This window comes from Pseudoalteromonas sp. 19-MNA-CIBAN-0066 (genome assembly GCF_040308705.1).
Taxonomy (GTDB): Bacteria; Pseudomonadota; Gammaproteobacteria; order Enterobacterales; family Alteromonadaceae; genus Pseudoalteromonas; species Pseudoalteromonas nigrifaciens.
Window position 1 is genome coordinate 49,750 of the sequence record NZ_JBEONZ010000003.1, and the last position, 16,697, is coordinate 66,446.

Annotated in this window: 17 protein-coding genes; 14 read left to right on the forward strand and 3 right to left on the reverse strand. The window is 42.0% G+C overall.

Annotated elements, in window-relative coordinates:
* Positions 1-2 precede the first annotated feature (2 nt).
* Genes AAEZ18_RS03025 through AAEZ18_RS03040 form a run of 4 tightly spaced genes read left to right on the forward strand, consistent with a single transcriptional unit; the run spans position 3 to position 4,688 of the window.
* Positions 3-1,067, forward strand: a complete 1,065-nt coding sequence (locus AAEZ18_RS03025; protein WP_350593842.1) for an acyl-CoA dehydrogenase family protein — start codon at positions 3-5, stop codon at positions 1,065-1,067.
* On the forward strand, positions 1,064-2,215 hold the full coding sequence (locus AAEZ18_RS03030) for an acetyl-CoA C-acetyltransferase (RefSeq protein ID WP_306287362.1): 1,152 nt from the start codon (positions 1,064-1,066) through the stop codon (positions 2,213-2,215). Before AAEZ18_RS03025 ends, AAEZ18_RS03030 begins: the two co-directional genes overlap by 4 nt.
* 14 nt (positions 2,216-2,229) lie before the next feature.
* Positions 2,230-3,111 (forward strand): SDR family oxidoreductase, encoded by an 882-nt coding sequence (locus tag AAEZ18_RS03035; RefSeq protein ID WP_350544301.1) that lies wholly within the window; start codon positions 2,230-2,232, stop codon positions 3,109-3,111.
* Entirely contained in the window at positions 3,111-4,688 is a 1,578-nt protein-coding gene (locus AAEZ18_RS03040) for an amidase (RefSeq protein WP_306287360.1), read from the forward strand. Before AAEZ18_RS03035 ends, AAEZ18_RS03040 begins: the two co-directional genes overlap by 1 nt.
* A gap of 202 nt (positions 4,689-4,890) precedes the next feature.
* On the opposite strand, the gene AAEZ18_RS03045 is transcribed toward AAEZ18_RS03040, so the two are convergent.
* Positions 4,891-5,136 (reverse strand): hypothetical protein, encoded by a 246-nt coding sequence (locus AAEZ18_RS03045; RefSeq protein ID WP_350593840.1) that lies wholly within the window; start codon positions 5,134-5,136, stop codon positions 4,891-4,893.
* A 106-nt stretch (positions 5,137-5,242) separates the two neighbouring features.
* Positions 5,243-5,686, reverse strand: coding sequence for a hypothetical protein (locus AAEZ18_RS03050; protein ID WP_182683967.1), 444 nt, complete (start codon positions 5,684-5,686; stop codon positions 5,243-5,245).
* 104 nt (positions 5,687-5,790) lie between these two features.
* On the opposite strand from AAEZ18_RS03050, the gene AAEZ18_RS03055 reads away from it, so the two are divergent.
* Positions 5,791-6,174: a response regulator gene (locus AAEZ18_RS03055; RefSeq protein WP_350593838.1), complete on the forward strand. Its 384-nt coding sequence runs from the start codon at positions 5,791-5,793 to the stop codon at positions 6,172-6,174.
* Positions 6,175-6,348: 174 nt separating this feature from the next.
* On the opposite strand, the gene rpsT is transcribed toward AAEZ18_RS03055, so the two are convergent.
* On the reverse strand, positions 6,349-6,609 hold the full coding sequence (gene rpsT, locus AAEZ18_RS03060) for a 30S ribosomal protein S20 (protein WP_002958225.1): 261 nt from the start codon (positions 6,607-6,609) through the stop codon (positions 6,349-6,351).
* Positions 6,610-6,904: 295 nt separating this feature from the next.
* Between rpsT and murJ the strand changes: the two genes are divergently transcribed.
* From murJ to pilV, 9 genes are all read left to right on the forward strand, one after another.
* Positions 6,905-8,443, forward strand: a complete 1,539-nt coding sequence (gene murJ / locus AAEZ18_RS03065; RefSeq protein ID WP_011327606.1) for a murein biosynthesis integral membrane protein MurJ — start codon at positions 6,905-6,907, stop codon at positions 8,441-8,443.
* 85 nt (positions 8,444-8,528) lie between these two features.
* Positions 8,529-9,455 (forward strand): bifunctional riboflavin kinase/FAD synthetase, encoded by a 927-nt coding sequence (ribF, locus tag AAEZ18_RS03070; protein ID WP_350593834.1) that lies wholly within the window; start codon positions 8,529-8,531, stop codon positions 9,453-9,455.
* Positions 9,456-9,484: 29 nt separating this feature from the next.
* The gene (gene ileS, locus AAEZ18_RS03075; protein WP_089367921.1) at positions 9,485-12,313 is read left to right on the forward strand and encodes an isoleucine--tRNA ligase; all 2,829 of its coding nucleotides are present in this window, start codon (positions 9,485-9,487) and stop codon (positions 12,311-12,313) included.
* Between the two features lie 10 nt (positions 12,314-12,323).
* Positions 12,324-12,824: a signal peptidase II gene (gene lspA, locus AAEZ18_RS03080; protein WP_011327609.1), complete on the forward strand. Its 501-nt coding sequence runs from the start codon at positions 12,324-12,326 to the stop codon at positions 12,822-12,824.
* Complete coding sequence (gene fkpB / locus AAEZ18_RS03085) at positions 12,821-13,261, forward strand: FKBP-type peptidyl-prolyl cis-trans isomerase (protein ID WP_011327610.1); 441 nt, start codon at positions 12,821-12,823, stop codon at positions 13,259-13,261. The genes lspA and fkpB overlap by 4 nt, the downstream gene beginning before the upstream one ends.
* Positions 13,261-14,190 carry a 4-hydroxy-3-methylbut-2-enyl diphosphate reductase gene (gene ispH / locus AAEZ18_RS03090; protein ID WP_182678540.1) on the forward strand — a complete coding sequence of 310 codons (930 nt, stop codon included), beginning with the start codon at positions 13,261-13,263 and terminating at the stop codon, positions 14,188-14,190. Before fkpB ends, ispH begins: the two co-directional genes overlap by 1 nt.
* A gap of 47 nt (positions 14,191-14,237) precedes the next feature.
* Positions 14,238-15,272, forward strand: coding sequence for a sensor histidine kinase (locus AAEZ18_RS03095; protein ID WP_350593831.1), 1,035 nt, complete (start codon positions 14,238-14,240; stop codon positions 15,270-15,272).
* Positions 15,269-15,970: a LytR/AlgR family response regulator transcription factor gene (locus tag AAEZ18_RS03100; RefSeq protein WP_182678537.1), complete on the forward strand. Its 702-nt coding sequence runs from the start codon at positions 15,269-15,271 to the stop codon at positions 15,968-15,970. The genes AAEZ18_RS03095 and AAEZ18_RS03100 overlap by 4 nt, the downstream gene beginning before the upstream one ends.
* A 142-nt stretch (positions 15,971-16,112) precedes the next feature.
* Positions 16,113-16,697, forward strand: coding sequence for a type IV pilus modification protein PilV (pilV, locus tag AAEZ18_RS03105; protein ID WP_350593830.1), 585 nt, complete (start codon positions 16,113-16,115; stop codon positions 16,695-16,697).

Here is a 16,697-nt window from a genome sequence, read left to right on the forward strand (position 1 = left end):
CTATGGATTTTACCTTTACTGAAGACCAATTAATGTTTCGTGAAGCTATCAGCCGCTTTTTAATGACTGAAGCAGCACCAGAAACACTACGCGAAATATGGGAAACCGACGCGGGTCGCTCTCCCGAATTAAGAAATAAAATGGCAGAGCAAGGGTTTACTGCGCTATCGGTGCCAGAGCAGTTTGGTGGTTTGGGAATGGGCGATATAGCGTGGTCATTAATGACCCAAGAGCTAGGTTATTACGCTATTCCTGATTCGCTTGCCGATACGGCTTATGTAGGCAGTGGCGTATTTTCAGCCCTTGATGATAGCGTGGTTTGTAAAGCTGATTACTTAGCTAAAATTTGTGATGGCGAGCTGCGCTTAGCTATTGGCCATCAATGCAGTGAGCTGGTATCGGATGCACATTTAGCGCAAGTACTACTTATGCAACACGCTGATGAAGTGCATTTAGTACCGTGTGAGCAAGTGGATAACGTCGTTAATTTAAGTATTGATTCGTCGCGCCGCTTATCGCAAGTAACTTGGCAGCCAACAGCCGAAACCTGTATTGCACAGGGCGAGGCGGGCAAAAAAATATGGAATGACACGCTTAATCGCGGGGCGCTCTCGGTTGCAGGGCAATTACTCGGCTTAGCGCAGCGCATGCTCGATTTAACCGTTGATTATAGTGTACAGCGTAAACAGTTTGGCAAAGCAATTGGTAGCTTTCAGGCTGTTAAGCACCATTTGGCCGATGTAGCAGGAAAAATTGAAATTGCAAAACCAGTACTGTATCGCGCGGCGTGTTCACTAGAAAATAACCACCCTTTAACTGACGTGCATGTTTCACAAGCGCGTAATTTTTGCAGCGAAGCAGCCGCACTTGCAGCGCGCCACGGGATTCAAATCCACGGTGCTATGGGTTATACCTGGGAAGTAGACCTGCAAATGTTTATGAAACGCAGTTGGGCATTAAACAACACCTGGGGTGACAGTGTTTTTCATCGTGCACGAGTGCAAGATTATGTACTTAACTCTGATGTCGATTTGGCTCCTTCTAAAACTTTTGAGGCGATACTATGACCCATGCATATATTGTAGACGCACTGCGTACACCTACAGGCAGACGCAAAGGGGGCCTTGCCCATGTGCATGCCATAGACTTAGGTGCAGCAGTATTAAAACCTTTGGTTGAGCGCAATAACATACCAGCAGAAGATTACGATGATGTGATTTTTGGCTGTGTAGACACGATAGGCTCGCAAGCAGGAAACATTGCCCGCACCAGTTGGTTAGCGGCGGGACTAGCAATGAATGTACCGGGTACAACGGTTGATAGACAATGTGGCTCATCGCAACAAGCCGTGCATTTTGCTGCGCAAGCGATTATGAGCGGCACGCAAGATGTGATAGCGGTAGGGGGCGTGCAAACAATGACGCAAATTCCTATTTCGTCAGCAATGCTTGCCGGGCAACCACTTGGCTTTAGTACGCCATTTGCAGAGAGTAAATTGTGGCATGCCCGCTTTGGCGATGCGCCGGTAAATCAGTTTTATGCCGCTCAGCGCATTGCTGATCATTGGGGTATAAGCCGCGCCGATATGGAAGTGTTTGCGCTAGAAAGTCATCGCCGTGCATTAGCAGCCGCAGCAGAGGGACGCTTTGATCGCGAAATAGTGGCGATTGAAGGATTAACATTTGATGAAACACCTAGAGAAAGTAGTTTGGCTAAAATGGCAGAACTTGAGCCGGTTGACCCTACTTACCCAAGTATTACCGCAGCGGTTTCGAGCTCAGTGTGCGATGCATCAGCAGCAATGCTTATTGTGTCTGAGCGCGCATTAAAAAAATATAACCTGACCCCAAGAGCGCGTATTCATCATGTTAGTGTGCTGGGAGATGATCCTATTTGGCACCTTAGAGCACCTATTCCAGCTACTATCGCGGCATTAAAAAAAGCGAATCTTACGCTTGATGATATTGATTTAGTAGAAATTAATGAAGCGTTTGCCTCTGTAGTAATGGCATGGCTAAAAGAAACCGGTTACAGCCATGAAAAAACTAATGTTAATGGTGGTGCCATTGCACTGGGCCACCCCCTTGGCGCTACCGGCGTGCGCTTAATGACCGGATTATTACATGAATTAGAGCGTACAGGCGGGCGTTATGGCCTACAAACAATGTGCGAAGGCGGCGGTTTAGCCAATGTCACTATCATTGAACGATTATAATTAAGGAGAAAGGTATGGGTATTTGCCAACAGCGTACAGTTATTATTACCGGAAGTGGCGGTGGATTAGGCCGTGCTTATGCACTTGCCTTTGCCGCAGAAGGCGCCAATGTGGTAGTGAACGACATTCGTCTTGATGCTGCAAAAGCAGTGGTTGATGAAATTATTACTGCCGGCGGTAAAGCAATTGCTAATAGCAGCGATATTACTACCACGGCTACGGCGCAGCAGATAGTAGATGATGCCATTGCCGCTTTTGGCGAAGTGCATGTGCTAGTTAACAATGCCGGCGTACTGCGCGATGGTATGTTTGTTAATTCAGATGAAGACGCCTGGGATATGGTAATGCGGGTGCACCTTAAAGGGCACTTTTGTTTAGCCAATATTTTAAGCCGTCGCTGGCGCGATCAGTCAAAAGCAGGTAACCCAGTAGCTGCACGTATTATAAACACCAGCTCGGGCGCAGGCTTACAAGGCTCGGTAGGGCAAGCAAACTATTCTGCGGCAAAAGGCGGTGTTGCTACGCTTACTTTAGTACAAGCGTCGGAATTGGCGCGTTACGGTATTACTGCTAATGCATTGGCACCGGCAGCACGCACCGCAATGACCGAATCAGCAATGCCTGATCTAGTGAAAAAGCCAGAAGATGATAGCTTTGATGCTTGGGCACCGGAAAATGTAGCGCCGCTGGTTGTTTGGTTAGGCAGTGAGGCATCATCTACCGTAACAGGGCAAATATTTGAAACGCAAGGCGGGCGTATCTCATTATGTGATGGCTGGCGCACTGGGCCTACTATTGATAAAGGCGTACGCTTAAATGTAAATGAAATTGCCGGCGTGATTGATCAATTAAATGCCCAAGCTGTGGCACCACAAAAGGTATGGGGTAGTAAATAATGACTAAGATAGATTTAGATAGACGACGACTTATACAGGCGTGCGGCGCAATTGGTGGTGCGTCTATGCTAGGTTTATCACTTGCAAGCCAAGCATCGGCGGCTGCAACAGTAAACACTCCTAAACAGCCGCTTGGTGACTACGACAGTTGGGATATGTCGACCATGGCGGATTTATTACGCCAAGGCGATATTAGCCCATTAGAATTAACCGACAGTGCAATTGCAAGGTTTGAAACAAATGCTGCGCTTAATATGATAGCCGTTAATCATTTTGAGCAAGCGCGTGAGCAAGCACAAAAGTTAAACCAATTAAGCACTGCACAGCGAACAGCTAAAATGGCCAGCGCGCCGCTGTTGGGAGTGCCGTTTGCGCTTAAAGATTTAGGCGTAACTATGGCCGGTACTATTACCACTAATGGTTGTCGTTTTTTTAAAGATAACCGTGTGGCTGAAAATTCAACCTTAGTTAATCGCTATCAAGCTGCGGGACTAAATATTATGGCTAAGCTTACCAGTCCTGAGTTTGGTCAAACGCCTACAGGTGAGTCGAGCTTACATGGCGACACGCTTAACCCGTGGGATACCCGCTATAGCAGTGGTGGCTCCTCGGCAGGCTCTGCAGTGGCGGTTGCCGCGAGAATTTTACCCGCAGCTCATGGTAGCGATGGTGGCGGCTCTATTCGTATACCTGCATCGCATTGTGGACTATTTGGGCTCAAACCAAGCCGTGGCCGGGTGGCATCTGGCCCCACTAACTTAGAAAGCTCAATGGGGTTATCGGTTCATCATGCGCTTACCCGCAGTGTGCGCGACAGTGCATTGCTGCTGCAGCTAACACAAGGGGCAGAGCCAGGGTCGCGTGTTACCCTGCCCAACGATAATATGTTAGCTGCGGTTAACGCCAAACCAAAGCCTCTTAAAATAGCATTAATGCAAAGCCATCCGTTTGGTTACCCTGTGCATCAAGATTGTAGCGACGCCTTAGATAAAACCGTTAAATTACTGACTAGTTTAGGCCATATTGTTGAAGTAGCACAGCCAACCTTGCCACTTGAGCAAATGTTTAACGGCATGGGCATAGCCACTTCAAGCGGTATGCTTAATGCGGTACAAGCTAGAGAATTAAAACTAGGGCGTGCAGCACGCGAAAACGAATTTGAAGCCATTGTTTGGGGACACCTGCAGCGGGCTAAAGAATTTACAGCTCAGCAAATGCTAGCCGCCCGCAGTGCCTTTGATCAAGGCGGGCAAGCTTTTGACGTGTTTTTTAACGACTACGACTTTATTTTGACGCCAGTGACCACAGCGCCACCACCAAAAATTGGTGAACTTAGTTTAAATCAACCCTACGACTCATTTGTGCAACAGGTATTAAAAGCATCACCCATTGCAGCGTTATTTAATATGACAGGTTTACCAGCAATGTCGGTGCCACTGCATTGGAATAAGAATGGCTTGCCAATTGGTGTGCAGTTTGCCGGTGCGTATGGCAGTGAGGCGCAGTTGCTTACGCTGGCCGCGCAATTAGAGCAAGCCGCTCCGTGGGCAGATAAAAGGCCGCCTATATTAAGCTAAGGCACAAAATATAGAGATGCTAAGCAGCAAAAGAGCCAACTAGGCTCTTTTTTAGTTGTAAAGTAGTAACTATACGGCGTTAATTCAGTTGCAGTTAACTATCGTAATGAGTTAGCAGTAGCTGCAATCAGCTTGGTTGTTAAATATTAGGCAAAAAAAAGCCCAGCTAAGCTGGGCTATAAAATATTCTAAGGAGAAGTGCTTAATTTTGGGTTACAGTAAATTGCCCAAAAGTATAAACTTTAAACAAATAAAATGTATTGATTAACACCAAACTCATATTCGAAACAATACTCGACGACATAAGATCTAAGCTAAATGATAAAAATAGCAAACCACAGGCACTAACCGCGGCAATACGCAGTAATGTGACTTGGTTAATAAAGAATGCACCTAAACCTAGTGCAAGTAATATCGTGTTTAAAAGCCAATCTAGCTCGTTCAGCATGGTAGTTTCAATAGTTCATTTGTTGAAAAAAGGAGCGCCATTATGTTGATCTTTTGCACACCTTTCAACCAAGTAATTTTAAATTTTCAGATTAGTTTTTTTAATGCTAAAAGTAAGCTTTTATTGCCGCAATAATTCCATTATCGGCAATTACTTTATATTTTTGACAGCTTTTTGAGTTAACCGTATCAGTACATAAATAAAGTGCCTTACGCTTACTGTCTAGCTGTGGCTGTAAGTTTGAATCGAGGAGCGTTGCGCCGTAACCAAATACCCCAGGCCAATAAATGCTATTACTCACCATACCTAATTTATGATAACTAAGCAGTGTAGGCTTAGGGATTATAATTATTATAAATAGTAATAGTCCAAGCGTGGCCAGCAAGCTGCTTTTAGACTTTTGCGCTGCTTTATTGTTAGCGCTTGTATTAGCACTTTGTTTAATATTATTAGGCTTTGTAGCCGTACTGCGGTTTTGCTTGTTTTTTGTTGTTTTTGTACTTCTAGGTGCTTTACCTAGTAATGATTGTTTTTTTGTATTTGTAGACATAAAGCAAATCTGGCCTTTTTGGTGTAGTTCTCTATAATAAATAACTGTATTTAAAGCAAATGATAGCATTTGCAAACATTGCTTTTAGCCTATAAGGATCAAATATGAACACACAGCTTGCAATTTTAATCGTTGATGACGTTAGTACTGTGCGCAGCTTTTTAAGCCAAACATTGATGCATTTAGGCATAGAAAACGTAAAAGAAGCATCAACTGCCGCACAATGTATTAATGAGTGTCGTGCTGCAAATTATAACATGATTTTTTTAGATATAGAGTTACCTGATGGCGATGGTAAAGAGTTAATTGAGCAAATTAATCAACTGAACCCAGAAACAAACGTGGTTATGGTGTCGGCGCACTCAGGGGTTGAAAATATAAAAGATGCAATTGATAAAGGGGCTAAAGGTTTTGTGGTAAAGCCTTTCTCTCCTAAAAAAATAGCAGCTATGCTGAAAAAGTTTTATCCTGAGCTAGAAGGGGTTTAATAACTTACGCGCCATTTTATTAAAAGCGCTTATTTAAGCGCAACTGCCCTAAATAAGAATATGTGATGATGGTGCTGTGTGAATTGGCTACATACCTGTTTAATGCTGTAAATATTAAATATAAAGCAAAAAAAAACCGGCCAAGGCCGGTTTTTATATTCTTGCAAAAACAAATTATAGTGCTTTAATTTTAGCAGCTATGCGGCTCTTATGACGAGCAGCTTTGTTTTTGTGAATTAGACCCTTAGTTGCGTAACGGTCTAGGATAGGTGTAGCAACAGAAAAAGCTTGCTGTGCAGCTTCTTTATCACCAGCTTCAATAGCTACGATTACTTTTTTGAAGTAAGTACGCATCATTGAACGACGACTTGCGTTGTGCTGACGGTTTTTTTCGCTTGTAATAGCGCGTTTTTTTGCAGACTTGATGTTAGCCAAGGTTTGCTCCTAACAATCTTAAATAAAGCTTAAATTAAAGGCCGTGGAATATGCCTGTTTTTATCATGAATGTCAATTTAATTTTGACAATCCAAGAAAAACTGCTCCTTATAACGAACATCAATTTGCCGCTCTAGCAGTTAATATCGACATTGTAACAAAGCATGAGGATTCAGCCTAGTGCTTTAAAGCGATTTATAAAAAAGACTATGGCATAATTACTTATCTTAATAATTTTTAGTGTGGGTTTGCGGTGTCAAAAGGTTTATTTCGCTCCGGTATGATTGTTACTTGTATGACAATGATATCGCGTATTTTAGGGTTAGTTCGCGATGCGGTTGTTGCAAACCTCCTGGGAGCCGGTGCTGCGGCCGATGTTTTTTTGTTTGCTAATCGAATTCCTAACTTTTTACGTCGTTTATTTGCAGAAGGTGCGTTTGCTCAAGCATTTGTACCTGTATTAAGCGAAATAAAAGAGCAGCAAGGCGACGACAAGGTTAAACTTTTTGTTGCGCAAGCAGCAGGAACCTTAGGCACTATTTTATTAATAGTGACAATTGTAGGTGTGGTTGCATCTCCGGTTATTGCTGCACTATTTGGCACAGGTTGGTTTATAGATTGGTGGCAAGGTGGCCCTGATGGCGAAAAGTTTGAACTTGCCAGTGCATTATTAAAGCTGACATTTCCGTATTTGTTTTTTGTAAGCCTTGTGGCGCTAAGTGGGGCGGTTATGAATGTATATAACCGCTTTGCTGTGGCTGCGTTTACCCCAGTGTTATTAAATATATCTATTATTTTGTGTGCTATTTTTTTACATGACCAATTTTCGGTAGGTGCTTATGCATTAGCTATCGGTGTATTTATTGGTGGTGTGGTGCAGTTACTGTTTCAGTTACCTTTTTTATATCGGGCAAAAATGTTGGCGCGCCCGCGCTGGGCTTGGCAAGACGAAAATGTAAAAAAAGTACGTAAATTAATGCTGCCTGCTTTGTTTGGGGTCTCTATTAGCCAAATAAACTTATTGCTCGATACCGTTATTGCTTCATTACTCATGACCGGCTCAATTGCTTGGTTGTATTACTCAGACCGTTTAATAGAGTTTCCGCTGGGATTATTTGGTATTGGTATAGCAACGGTTATTTTACCGGCACTGTCAAAATTACACAGTAGTAAAAAAAGCAGTGATTTTCAGCATACCTTAGATTGGGGGGTGCGTTTTGTAATATTTTTGGGCCTGCCTGCTATGATAGGGTTAATGATTATTAGCCCACTTATTATTACTGTGTTGTTTGATCATGGTGCATTTAAAGAAGCGGGGATTGATCATGTTAAAGCGGTGAGCTTAGGGGTAATGGCTTATTCGGTTGGTTTAGTCAGCTTTATGCTAATAAAGGTATTAGCCCCTGGATTTTACGCCCGCCAAGATACTAAAACCCCAGTGCGCATTGGTATTATTACCTTGGTACTTAATATGGTGTTTAATATAATGCTTGCGCCTTTTATTGGCTATTTAGGATTGGCATTAGCTACTTCAATGTCGGCAAGTTGTAATGCATTTTTGCTTTACAGGCAGCTTAAAAAAGAAAATGTGTATCAGTTTTCGTCAATGAGCTTATATTTTACCCTTAAATGCTTTGTTGCAAGTATTGTTATGGGGTTACTGGTTTGGTTTACCAGCGAGCAGTATAGTTGGACGACTTGGCACTTTAGCGAACAGGTTATTTTACTCCTAGTGTTGCTAGCAATTGCAGGGTTAAGTTACTTTACGCTGTTATTTTTGATGGGTGTGCGACTAAATACGATAAAAAGTGTAGCAATTACTGAATCGAACTAAAAAAAAGATTATAATCGGCAACTCTGCAACTTCATTCAATTTTGAGTTGTGAATTAATAACTCGCTTAAAAAGGCATTGGGTGGCATGGAGTTAATTAGAGGTATACACAATATTCGCTCACAACATTTTGGTTGTGTGCTTACTATTGGTAATTTTGATGGTGTTCACTTAGGTCATGCTGAAGTATTAAAAGGCTTACTTATTGATGCTAAAGCAAATAATTTACCTAGTACGGTAATGTTGTTTGAGCCTCAACCACAAGAGTTTTTTGCTAAAAGTAATGCGCCAGCGCGTTTAACTCGCTTACGAGATAAACTGCTACTGCTCAGCGAGTTAGGTATTGAACGAGTTATTTGTATTAGCTTTAATCAGCAATTTGCAAATATGCATGCAGAGCAATTTGTTAGTGATATTTTAATTAAAAAGCTAGGCGTTAAAGCATTAACGGTTGGTGATGATTTTAGATTTGGCAAGCAGCGACAGGGTAATTTTGACTTACTAGTAAGTATGGGCAAACAAGCGAGCATGGATGTTAAAAGCACCGCGAGTTTTCGCCAATTAAATGCTAGAGTAAGCAGTACTTTAATTCGTGAAGCGCTTGCCGCTGGTGATTTAAGCACTGCAAAGGTAATGCTTGGTCACAACTATGCCATTTCGGGGCGTGTTATACATGGTTGGAAACGTGGCCGAGAGCTGGGTTTTAGAACCGCAAATATAGCGCTTAAACGTCAAGTTTGCCCGGTAAATGGGGTGTTTGCTGTGCAAGCAACCGTAGCAGGGAAACAAGTTTATGGGGTTGCCAATATAGGCAATAAGCCCACTTTTAATGGAACTCGTGCCTTATTAGAAGTTCATCTTTTTGATTTTGCACAAGACATTTATGGACAATTTATGCATGTGGAGTTGATTAAAAAACTCCGCGATGAGAAAAAATTCGAGACATTAACACAATTAACGGCGCAAATAGCAACTGACGTTGCCGCCGCTAAACAGTGTTTTGGTTTAAATTAGGTAGCCGATAGATACGGAATGTAGGATTAATGAGCGACTATAAACATACTTTGAACTTACCGGAAACACCGTTTCCAATGCGTGGCAATTTGGCACAACGTGAACCAAAAATGCTAAAAGCATGGTATGAAGACGACCTATATGGTCAAATTCGCAGTGCTAAAAAAGGTAAAAAAACCTTTATTTTGCATGATGGACCTCCGTATGCAAACGGCGATATCCATTTAGGCCATTCAGTAAATAAAATATTAAAAGATATTATTGTTAAGTCTAAAACCTTATCTGACTTTGACTCGCCATTAGTACCTGGTTGGGATTGCCATGGTTTACCAATAGAGTTAATGGTTGAGAAAAAAGTTGGCAAGCCAGGCGTTAAAGTAACCGCGAGCGAGTTTCGCGAAAAGTGCCGTGCATACGCTAAAAAGCAAGTTGAAGGTCAAAAGGTCGACTTTAAACGTTTAGGTGTATTTGCCGATTGGGACAAGCCTTACTTAACCATGAACTTTGATTTTGAAGCGAATGCTATTCGTGTACTTGGTCGTATTATTGAAAAAGGCCATTTACATAAAGGTGCTAAGCCTGTGCATTGGTGTACAGATTGTGGTTCTGCTTTAGCCGAAGCCGAAGTTGAATACCAAGATAAGCAATCACCAGCAATAGACGTACGCTTTATTTTTAACGACCAAGACGCAGTAGTAAGTGCGTTTGATTTAGCCGATGGTCATAAAGGTACAGGTAAAGTTGGTACTGTTATTTGGACTACCACCCCGTGGACGCTGCCTGCTAACCGAGCAGTAGCAGTACATGCAGAATTAGAATATGCACTAGTACAAGTTGAAGATGAAGGTAAGCAGCAACGCTTAATTTTAGGCTCTGAGCTCGTTAAAGATGCAATGGACCGTTTTGGTTTTAATAACTTTCATGTATTAGGTTATGTTAAAGGTGCGGCGCTTGAAAATTTACAAGTAGCACACCCTTTTTATGACTTTAGTGTTCCTGTAATTGTAGCTGAACATGTTACGACCGACTCAGGTACGGGTGTTGTACATACGGCTCCAGGGCATGGTCAAGAAGATTTCGTGGCTGGACTTGAATACAAACTAGAAGTGGCTAACCCGGTTGGCGCAAATGGTGTGTACTTACCAGACACTGAGTTATTTGCCGGTCAGCATGTGTTTAAAGCTAACGCGAGCATTGTTGAAGTGCTTAAAGAGCATGGCGCATTAATGCATCACCATGCTATTACGCATAGTTATCCACATTGCTGGCGTCATAAAACGCCAATTATTTTCCGTGCTACACCACAGTGGTTTATTAGTATGGATCAGGCTAATTTGCGTCAAGATTCATTAAACGAAATTAAAAACACGCAGTGGTTACCAGAGTGGGGCGAAAGCCGCATTGCAAACATGGTTGAGGGCCGTCCAGATTGGTGTATATCACGCCAACGTACTTGGGGTGTACCAATTGCATTGTTTGCTGATAAAGACACCGGTGCTATTCATCCAAATACGCAAGAGTTAATTGAACAAGCAGCACAATTGGTTGAAAAGTCAGGTATTCAAGCATGGTACGATTTAGACCCAGCGACACTGTTAGGTGAAGAAGATGCTAAGCAATACATGAAAGTGCAAGACACTCTCGATGTATGGTTTGACTCGGGCGTATCGCATGCGTGTGTTGTTGATGCGCGTGAAGACTTAACTGGTCCTGCCGATTTATACCTTGAAGGTTCTGATCAGCATCGGGGTTGGTTTATGTCGTCTATGATGACATCGGTCGCTATTAACGGCCATGCACCGTACCGCCAAGTACTTACTCATGGTTTTACCGTTGATGAAAACGGTCGTAAAATGTCTAAGTCGTTAGGTAATGTTATTTCACCACAAAATGTGATGAATAAACTAGGCGCCGATATTTTACGCTTGTGGGTTGCCTCTACCGATTACACTGCAGAAATGACGGTATCGGATGAAATATTTAACCGCTCAGCAGATCGTTATCGCCGAATTCGTAACACTAGTCGTTACTTATTAGCTAACCTAAATGGCTTTGATCCAAAAACAGATCAAGTAGCTGTTAATGATATGGTTGAGCTTGATAAGTGGATTGTTGGCCGTGCAGCACAATTACAAACAGAAATTTTAGCTGCCTACGATAGCTACCAAATGCTGTTAGTAACGCAAAAGCTAATGAACTTTTGTACCGGTGAGCTTGGCTCGTTCTATTTAGACGTAATTAAAGACCGCCAATACACAGCTAAGAGTGACAGCCACGCACGTCGTTCTTGTCAAACAGCGCTGTACCATATTGCTGAAGCAATGACGCGTTGGATGGCACCAATTATGAGCTTTACTGCTCAAGAAATTTGGGAAGCATTACCGGGTGAGCGTAGTGACTACGTATTTACATCAACCTGGTACGAAGGCTTACAAGCTCCTACTAACAGCCAATTTAGTAACGATGATTGGTTAGAAATTCTAACAGTGCGCGATGAAGTAAACCGCCTATTAGAAGCTGCACGTAAAGAAGAAGTGATTGGTGCAACGCTCCAAGCAACTGTTAATTTATATACAGGCAAAGCGCTCGCAGCTAAATTATTAGCACTTGGCGACGAGCTGCGTTTTGTATTTTTAACATCTGCAGTAAACGTAACCGAAGTTGATAGCCAGCCGGCAGATACACAAACTACCGAAATTGATGGTCTTTATATTAGTGTTGCTGCAACCGACGCACAAAAGTGTGAGCGTTGTTGGCATTATAGCGCTGATGTAGGTGTTGAGCCTGCTCACCCTGAAATTTGTGGACGTTGTGTAAGCAATGTTGACGGTGAAGGCGAGCAACGTCAATTCGCTTAGGAGTTAATTAGTGAGCAAACTAGCCCAAAAAAGTGGTTTAGTGTGGCTATGGTTAAGTCTACTGCTGTTAGTAGTAGACTTTGCTAGTAAAACACTTGTTGTAAGTAGTATGGCTTATCAAGAGTCGATTAATTTACTGCCTGTTTTTAGTATTACTTATGTACATAATTACGGTGCAGCTTATAGTTTTTTAAGTGATGCAGGTGGTTGGCAACGTTGGTTTTTAAGTGCTATTGCAATTGCTATTAGTGGATTGCTGGTGTGGTGGTTAAAACGCCTGCCAGCAACTAATAAAGTATTATGCGCTGCCTATTCATTGGTACTTGCCGGTGCAATTGGTAACTTATACGACCGTATTGCATACGGTTATGTAATTGACTTTATACACGTATTTTATAAAAACTCACATTTTCCGGTATTTAATGTTGCAGATTGCGCTATTTGTATTGGTGCAGCATTATTATTATTTGACGCCTTTACAGGCGAAAGTCCGAAGGAGCATAAAGCATGAGCCAAGCTGTAATTGGTGAAAACTCACAGGTTATTTTTCATTTTTCTATTAAGTTAGAAGATGGCTCTGCTGCCGACTCAACTAAAGTGCATAACAAGCCTGCTAAATTAACTATGGGCGATGGTAGCTTAACAGCTAACTTTGAAAAGTGCTTATTAGGCTTAAACGCAGGTGAGAGCAAAACCTTTGAGCTAGAACCAGAAGATGCATTTGGTCAGCCAAATCCAGATAACATTTACTATGTTGATCGCAGTAAATTTGGCCCAGAAACCCCAGCTAAAGTAGGCGCTATAATAGCGTTTACTCAGCCTGATGGTACCGAGCTTCCGGGTTTAGTACGCGAAGTGCAAGGCGAGTCGGTAACGATTGATTTTAATCATCCGTTAGCGGGTCAGCGTTTAACCTTTGAAGTAGATATTATTGAGGTGCAAGGTTAATGGAAATATTACTAGCCAACCCACGAGGCTTTTGCGCAGGGGTTGATCGCGCTATTAGTATTGTTGAGCGCGCTTTAGATATTTTTGAAAAGCCAATTTACGTACGCCACGAAGTGGTGCATAACCGCTATGTGGTTGACGGCTTAAAAAGCCGCGGTGCGGTATTTGTCGAAGAGCTTGATCAGATACCTGACGACAGCATAGTTATATTTAGTGCGCATGGCGTATCGCAAGCGGTACGCACCGAAGCAAAGCGTCGTGACTTAAAAATATTTGATGCGACCTGCCCACTGGTTACTAAAGTACATATGGAAGTAACCCGTGCGAGCCGCAAAGGCATAGAGTGTATTTTAATTGGCCACCAAGGACACCCAGAAGTTGAGGGCACCATGGGGCAGTATGGCAATGACGACGGCGGTATTTACCTGGTAGAAACCGTAGAAGACGTAGCTAAGTTGAATGTAAAAAATGCTGACAACTTATTTTACTGCAGTCAAACAACCCTCTCGGTAGATGATACTGCTGATGTAATTGATGCGCTGCGCGCTAAGTTCCCTGCTATTGATGGGCCGCGCAAAGATGATATTTGTTATGCAACGCAAAATCGTCAAGACGCCGTTCGCGACTTAGCCGACAAAGTAGACGTGTTGTTAGTGGTTGGCGCTAAAAACAGCTCTAACTCAAATCGTTTGCGTGAACTTGCCGATAAAATGGGCACTAAAGCTTATTTAATTGACGATGCCACAAACGTGCAAGAGTCATGGTTTACTGGTATTAATGCTGTTGGGGTAACCGCAGGAGCATCTGCACCTGAAGTGTTAGTGCAACAGGTTATAACCCGCTTAAAAGAACTAGGTGGCAATCAAGTTACTGAAAATCCTGGCGAAGAAGAGAACATTGTATTTGCTGTTCCTATTGAGCTGCGCTAATCTAAATTAAATATATATTTAATTAATTAGCTTAAAAGGGAGCCGTTATGAGCAAATCGCCACAAGTGGATGGGTTGCTTTTTTCGGCTCTTTTTAATGAGCGAGGCGTACTTGCCTCGTTAGTTGTATCGCAAGTTGTTGCTATTGTTCTGGCTTTTGCACCCAATGTAGAAGGTGATATTTGGCTTCGCCTTGGAATAATAAGCTTATTTTTACACTTAATAGTGTTAGTCAGTACCTCTTCTTTATACTTCTGTAGATTTTTCTTACAAAAACGTACTCAAACTTTTCAGTTAAGTTTGTTTTTTGTCTTTTTTTTATTATCTACATGCATTTTTAGTATTTTATTCTCTCATTTTGCTTTTGATATAGATGATACAAATAGCCTAATTTATTTCATACTTCGTAATTGTATTATAGTGGCTTTACTGACTGCTTTATTCGTCCAGTTTTTATTAATTTATTTTGAAAAAGAGCAGCAAACTAAAGCGCTTGCCCGCGCAGAGCTTGATGCATTACAAGCACGTATTCGCCCACACTTTTTATATAACAGTTTAAATACCGCTGCAGAGCTTACCCATCATGATGCAACCGCAGCTGAGCAGGCTATTTTAGCCTTAGCCGCCTTATCGCAAGCGGCAATGCGCTCAGGGCAAAGTGTGCCATTAGAGGACGAAATAACCCTTAGCAAGCAATATGTTGCACTAGAAGCATGGCGTTTTGGTAACCGCTTAAAGCTTGATTGGCAAATACCCAATGAGCTTCCCGCGCTTAATATTCCCTGTTTAACTTTGCAGCCTTTAATTGAAAATGCCGTGTGCCATGGCGTAGAGCCTAGCGAAACAGGCGCTGTCATTAAAGTTGAGCTGCATGTTACAAGTGGCTATTTAACTATTATAGTCACTAACCCAATAGCCGTGGCAACCACTAATATTCGGCCAAGTAACGGCATGGCGCTGGAAAATATTCGCCAACGACTTAATATTTATTACAAGGGTAAAGCGCAGCTCACTATTGCTAATAAAAATGGCGTATTTAGAGTGAAAGTAGTGATCCCTAAACATATTGAGAGTCAATTATGAATGTAATTATTGTTGATGATGAACCCTTAGCTAGAGCGCGTTTAGTACGTTTATTGGCGGCTCAAAATATAGTTGTACAAAATGAAGCGAGCAATGGCACAGAAGCACTTGCGTTAAGTAAAGTAAACCAGCCTGACTTAGTGTTTTTAGATGTTGATATGCCGGGTATTAATGGCTTGGAGGTAGCAAGTGAGCTTAACAAACTTGCAGTTCCACCCGCCATAGTATTTATTACCGCCCACCCTGAGCACGCGCTAGACGCATTGCAATTAAATGCGGCGGGTTATTTGGTAAAGCCTGTATCGGCGCAATCATTACAAAAAGTAGTTGAACAACTTGGGCGCTTAAATAAAGTACATATACAAAAACAACAAACAACAAAAATTACGTATCAGCTCGCGGGCACATTAAAAAGTATAGAAATGGAGTGTATTTATTATTTTGCTGCTGAAGAAAAATATACAAAAATGGTATTTAAAGGGGGCAGTGCGCTTATAGAGCAAAGTTTAAAACAATTAGAAACCCTTTATCCCACACATGTTTTAAGAGTACACCGCAATACGTTAGTAAATAAAAATAAGGTGGTTGCTCTGCACTCATTAAGTAGCGGTAGCCATGCTATTGAACTACAAAATTGCCAAGAGCTGTTAGCGGTTAGTCGCCGCGAGCTAAAAACAGTTAAATCTACCTTGTGTTAACTCATTTACTATAAAGCTATTTTGGCAAAAACAGTGTTTATTAACCGTCTATCAACAAAATCAACCGTTAGTCTTAGTAGTTCTTGAATCTATATTTTATTTGCATACACTTATAATCAGATAATATTTATTTGGTTTTATTATGCATTCACACCCAATTAAGCGACGCAAAGGCTTCACTTTAATAGAAGTACTTATTGCTTTTATCATCCTCAGCTTTGGTTTGTTAGGCGCCGTTGCACTGCAAGCAAAAGCCAAACAAGCCAGTTTTGACTCTATGCAGCGCGCCGCCGCTGTGGCGTTAGGTAACGACATTATTCAGCGTATTCGAGCAAACGATACCATTGCATCAATTAAGCTTTATGGCTCTTATAACGATGAAGATAGAAAATCAATAAAAAGTGATTCTAAACTGTCTATATCATCAGCTTGTTTTAATAGTAGCTGTGGCTCCGAAGGTATAGTGGGTTTGGATGTCGTGCAATGGAAGCGCGCTATTAGCGCACGTAATAATACAGGCTCTTTAGATGATGCCACCATATGTATAAAGTCTACCTCAGAAGATCGCACTGGCGGGAAAGGATTCAATATTGAGGTAATTATATCATGGCAAGGGCGGCAAGAATTTACAGCAAACACAGATACAGGAAAAGTTACCTGTGGTGATGACCCTAACAATAAACGTCGATTAGTGGTATTAACTAGCTATATTTATGTGAGGAGCTAG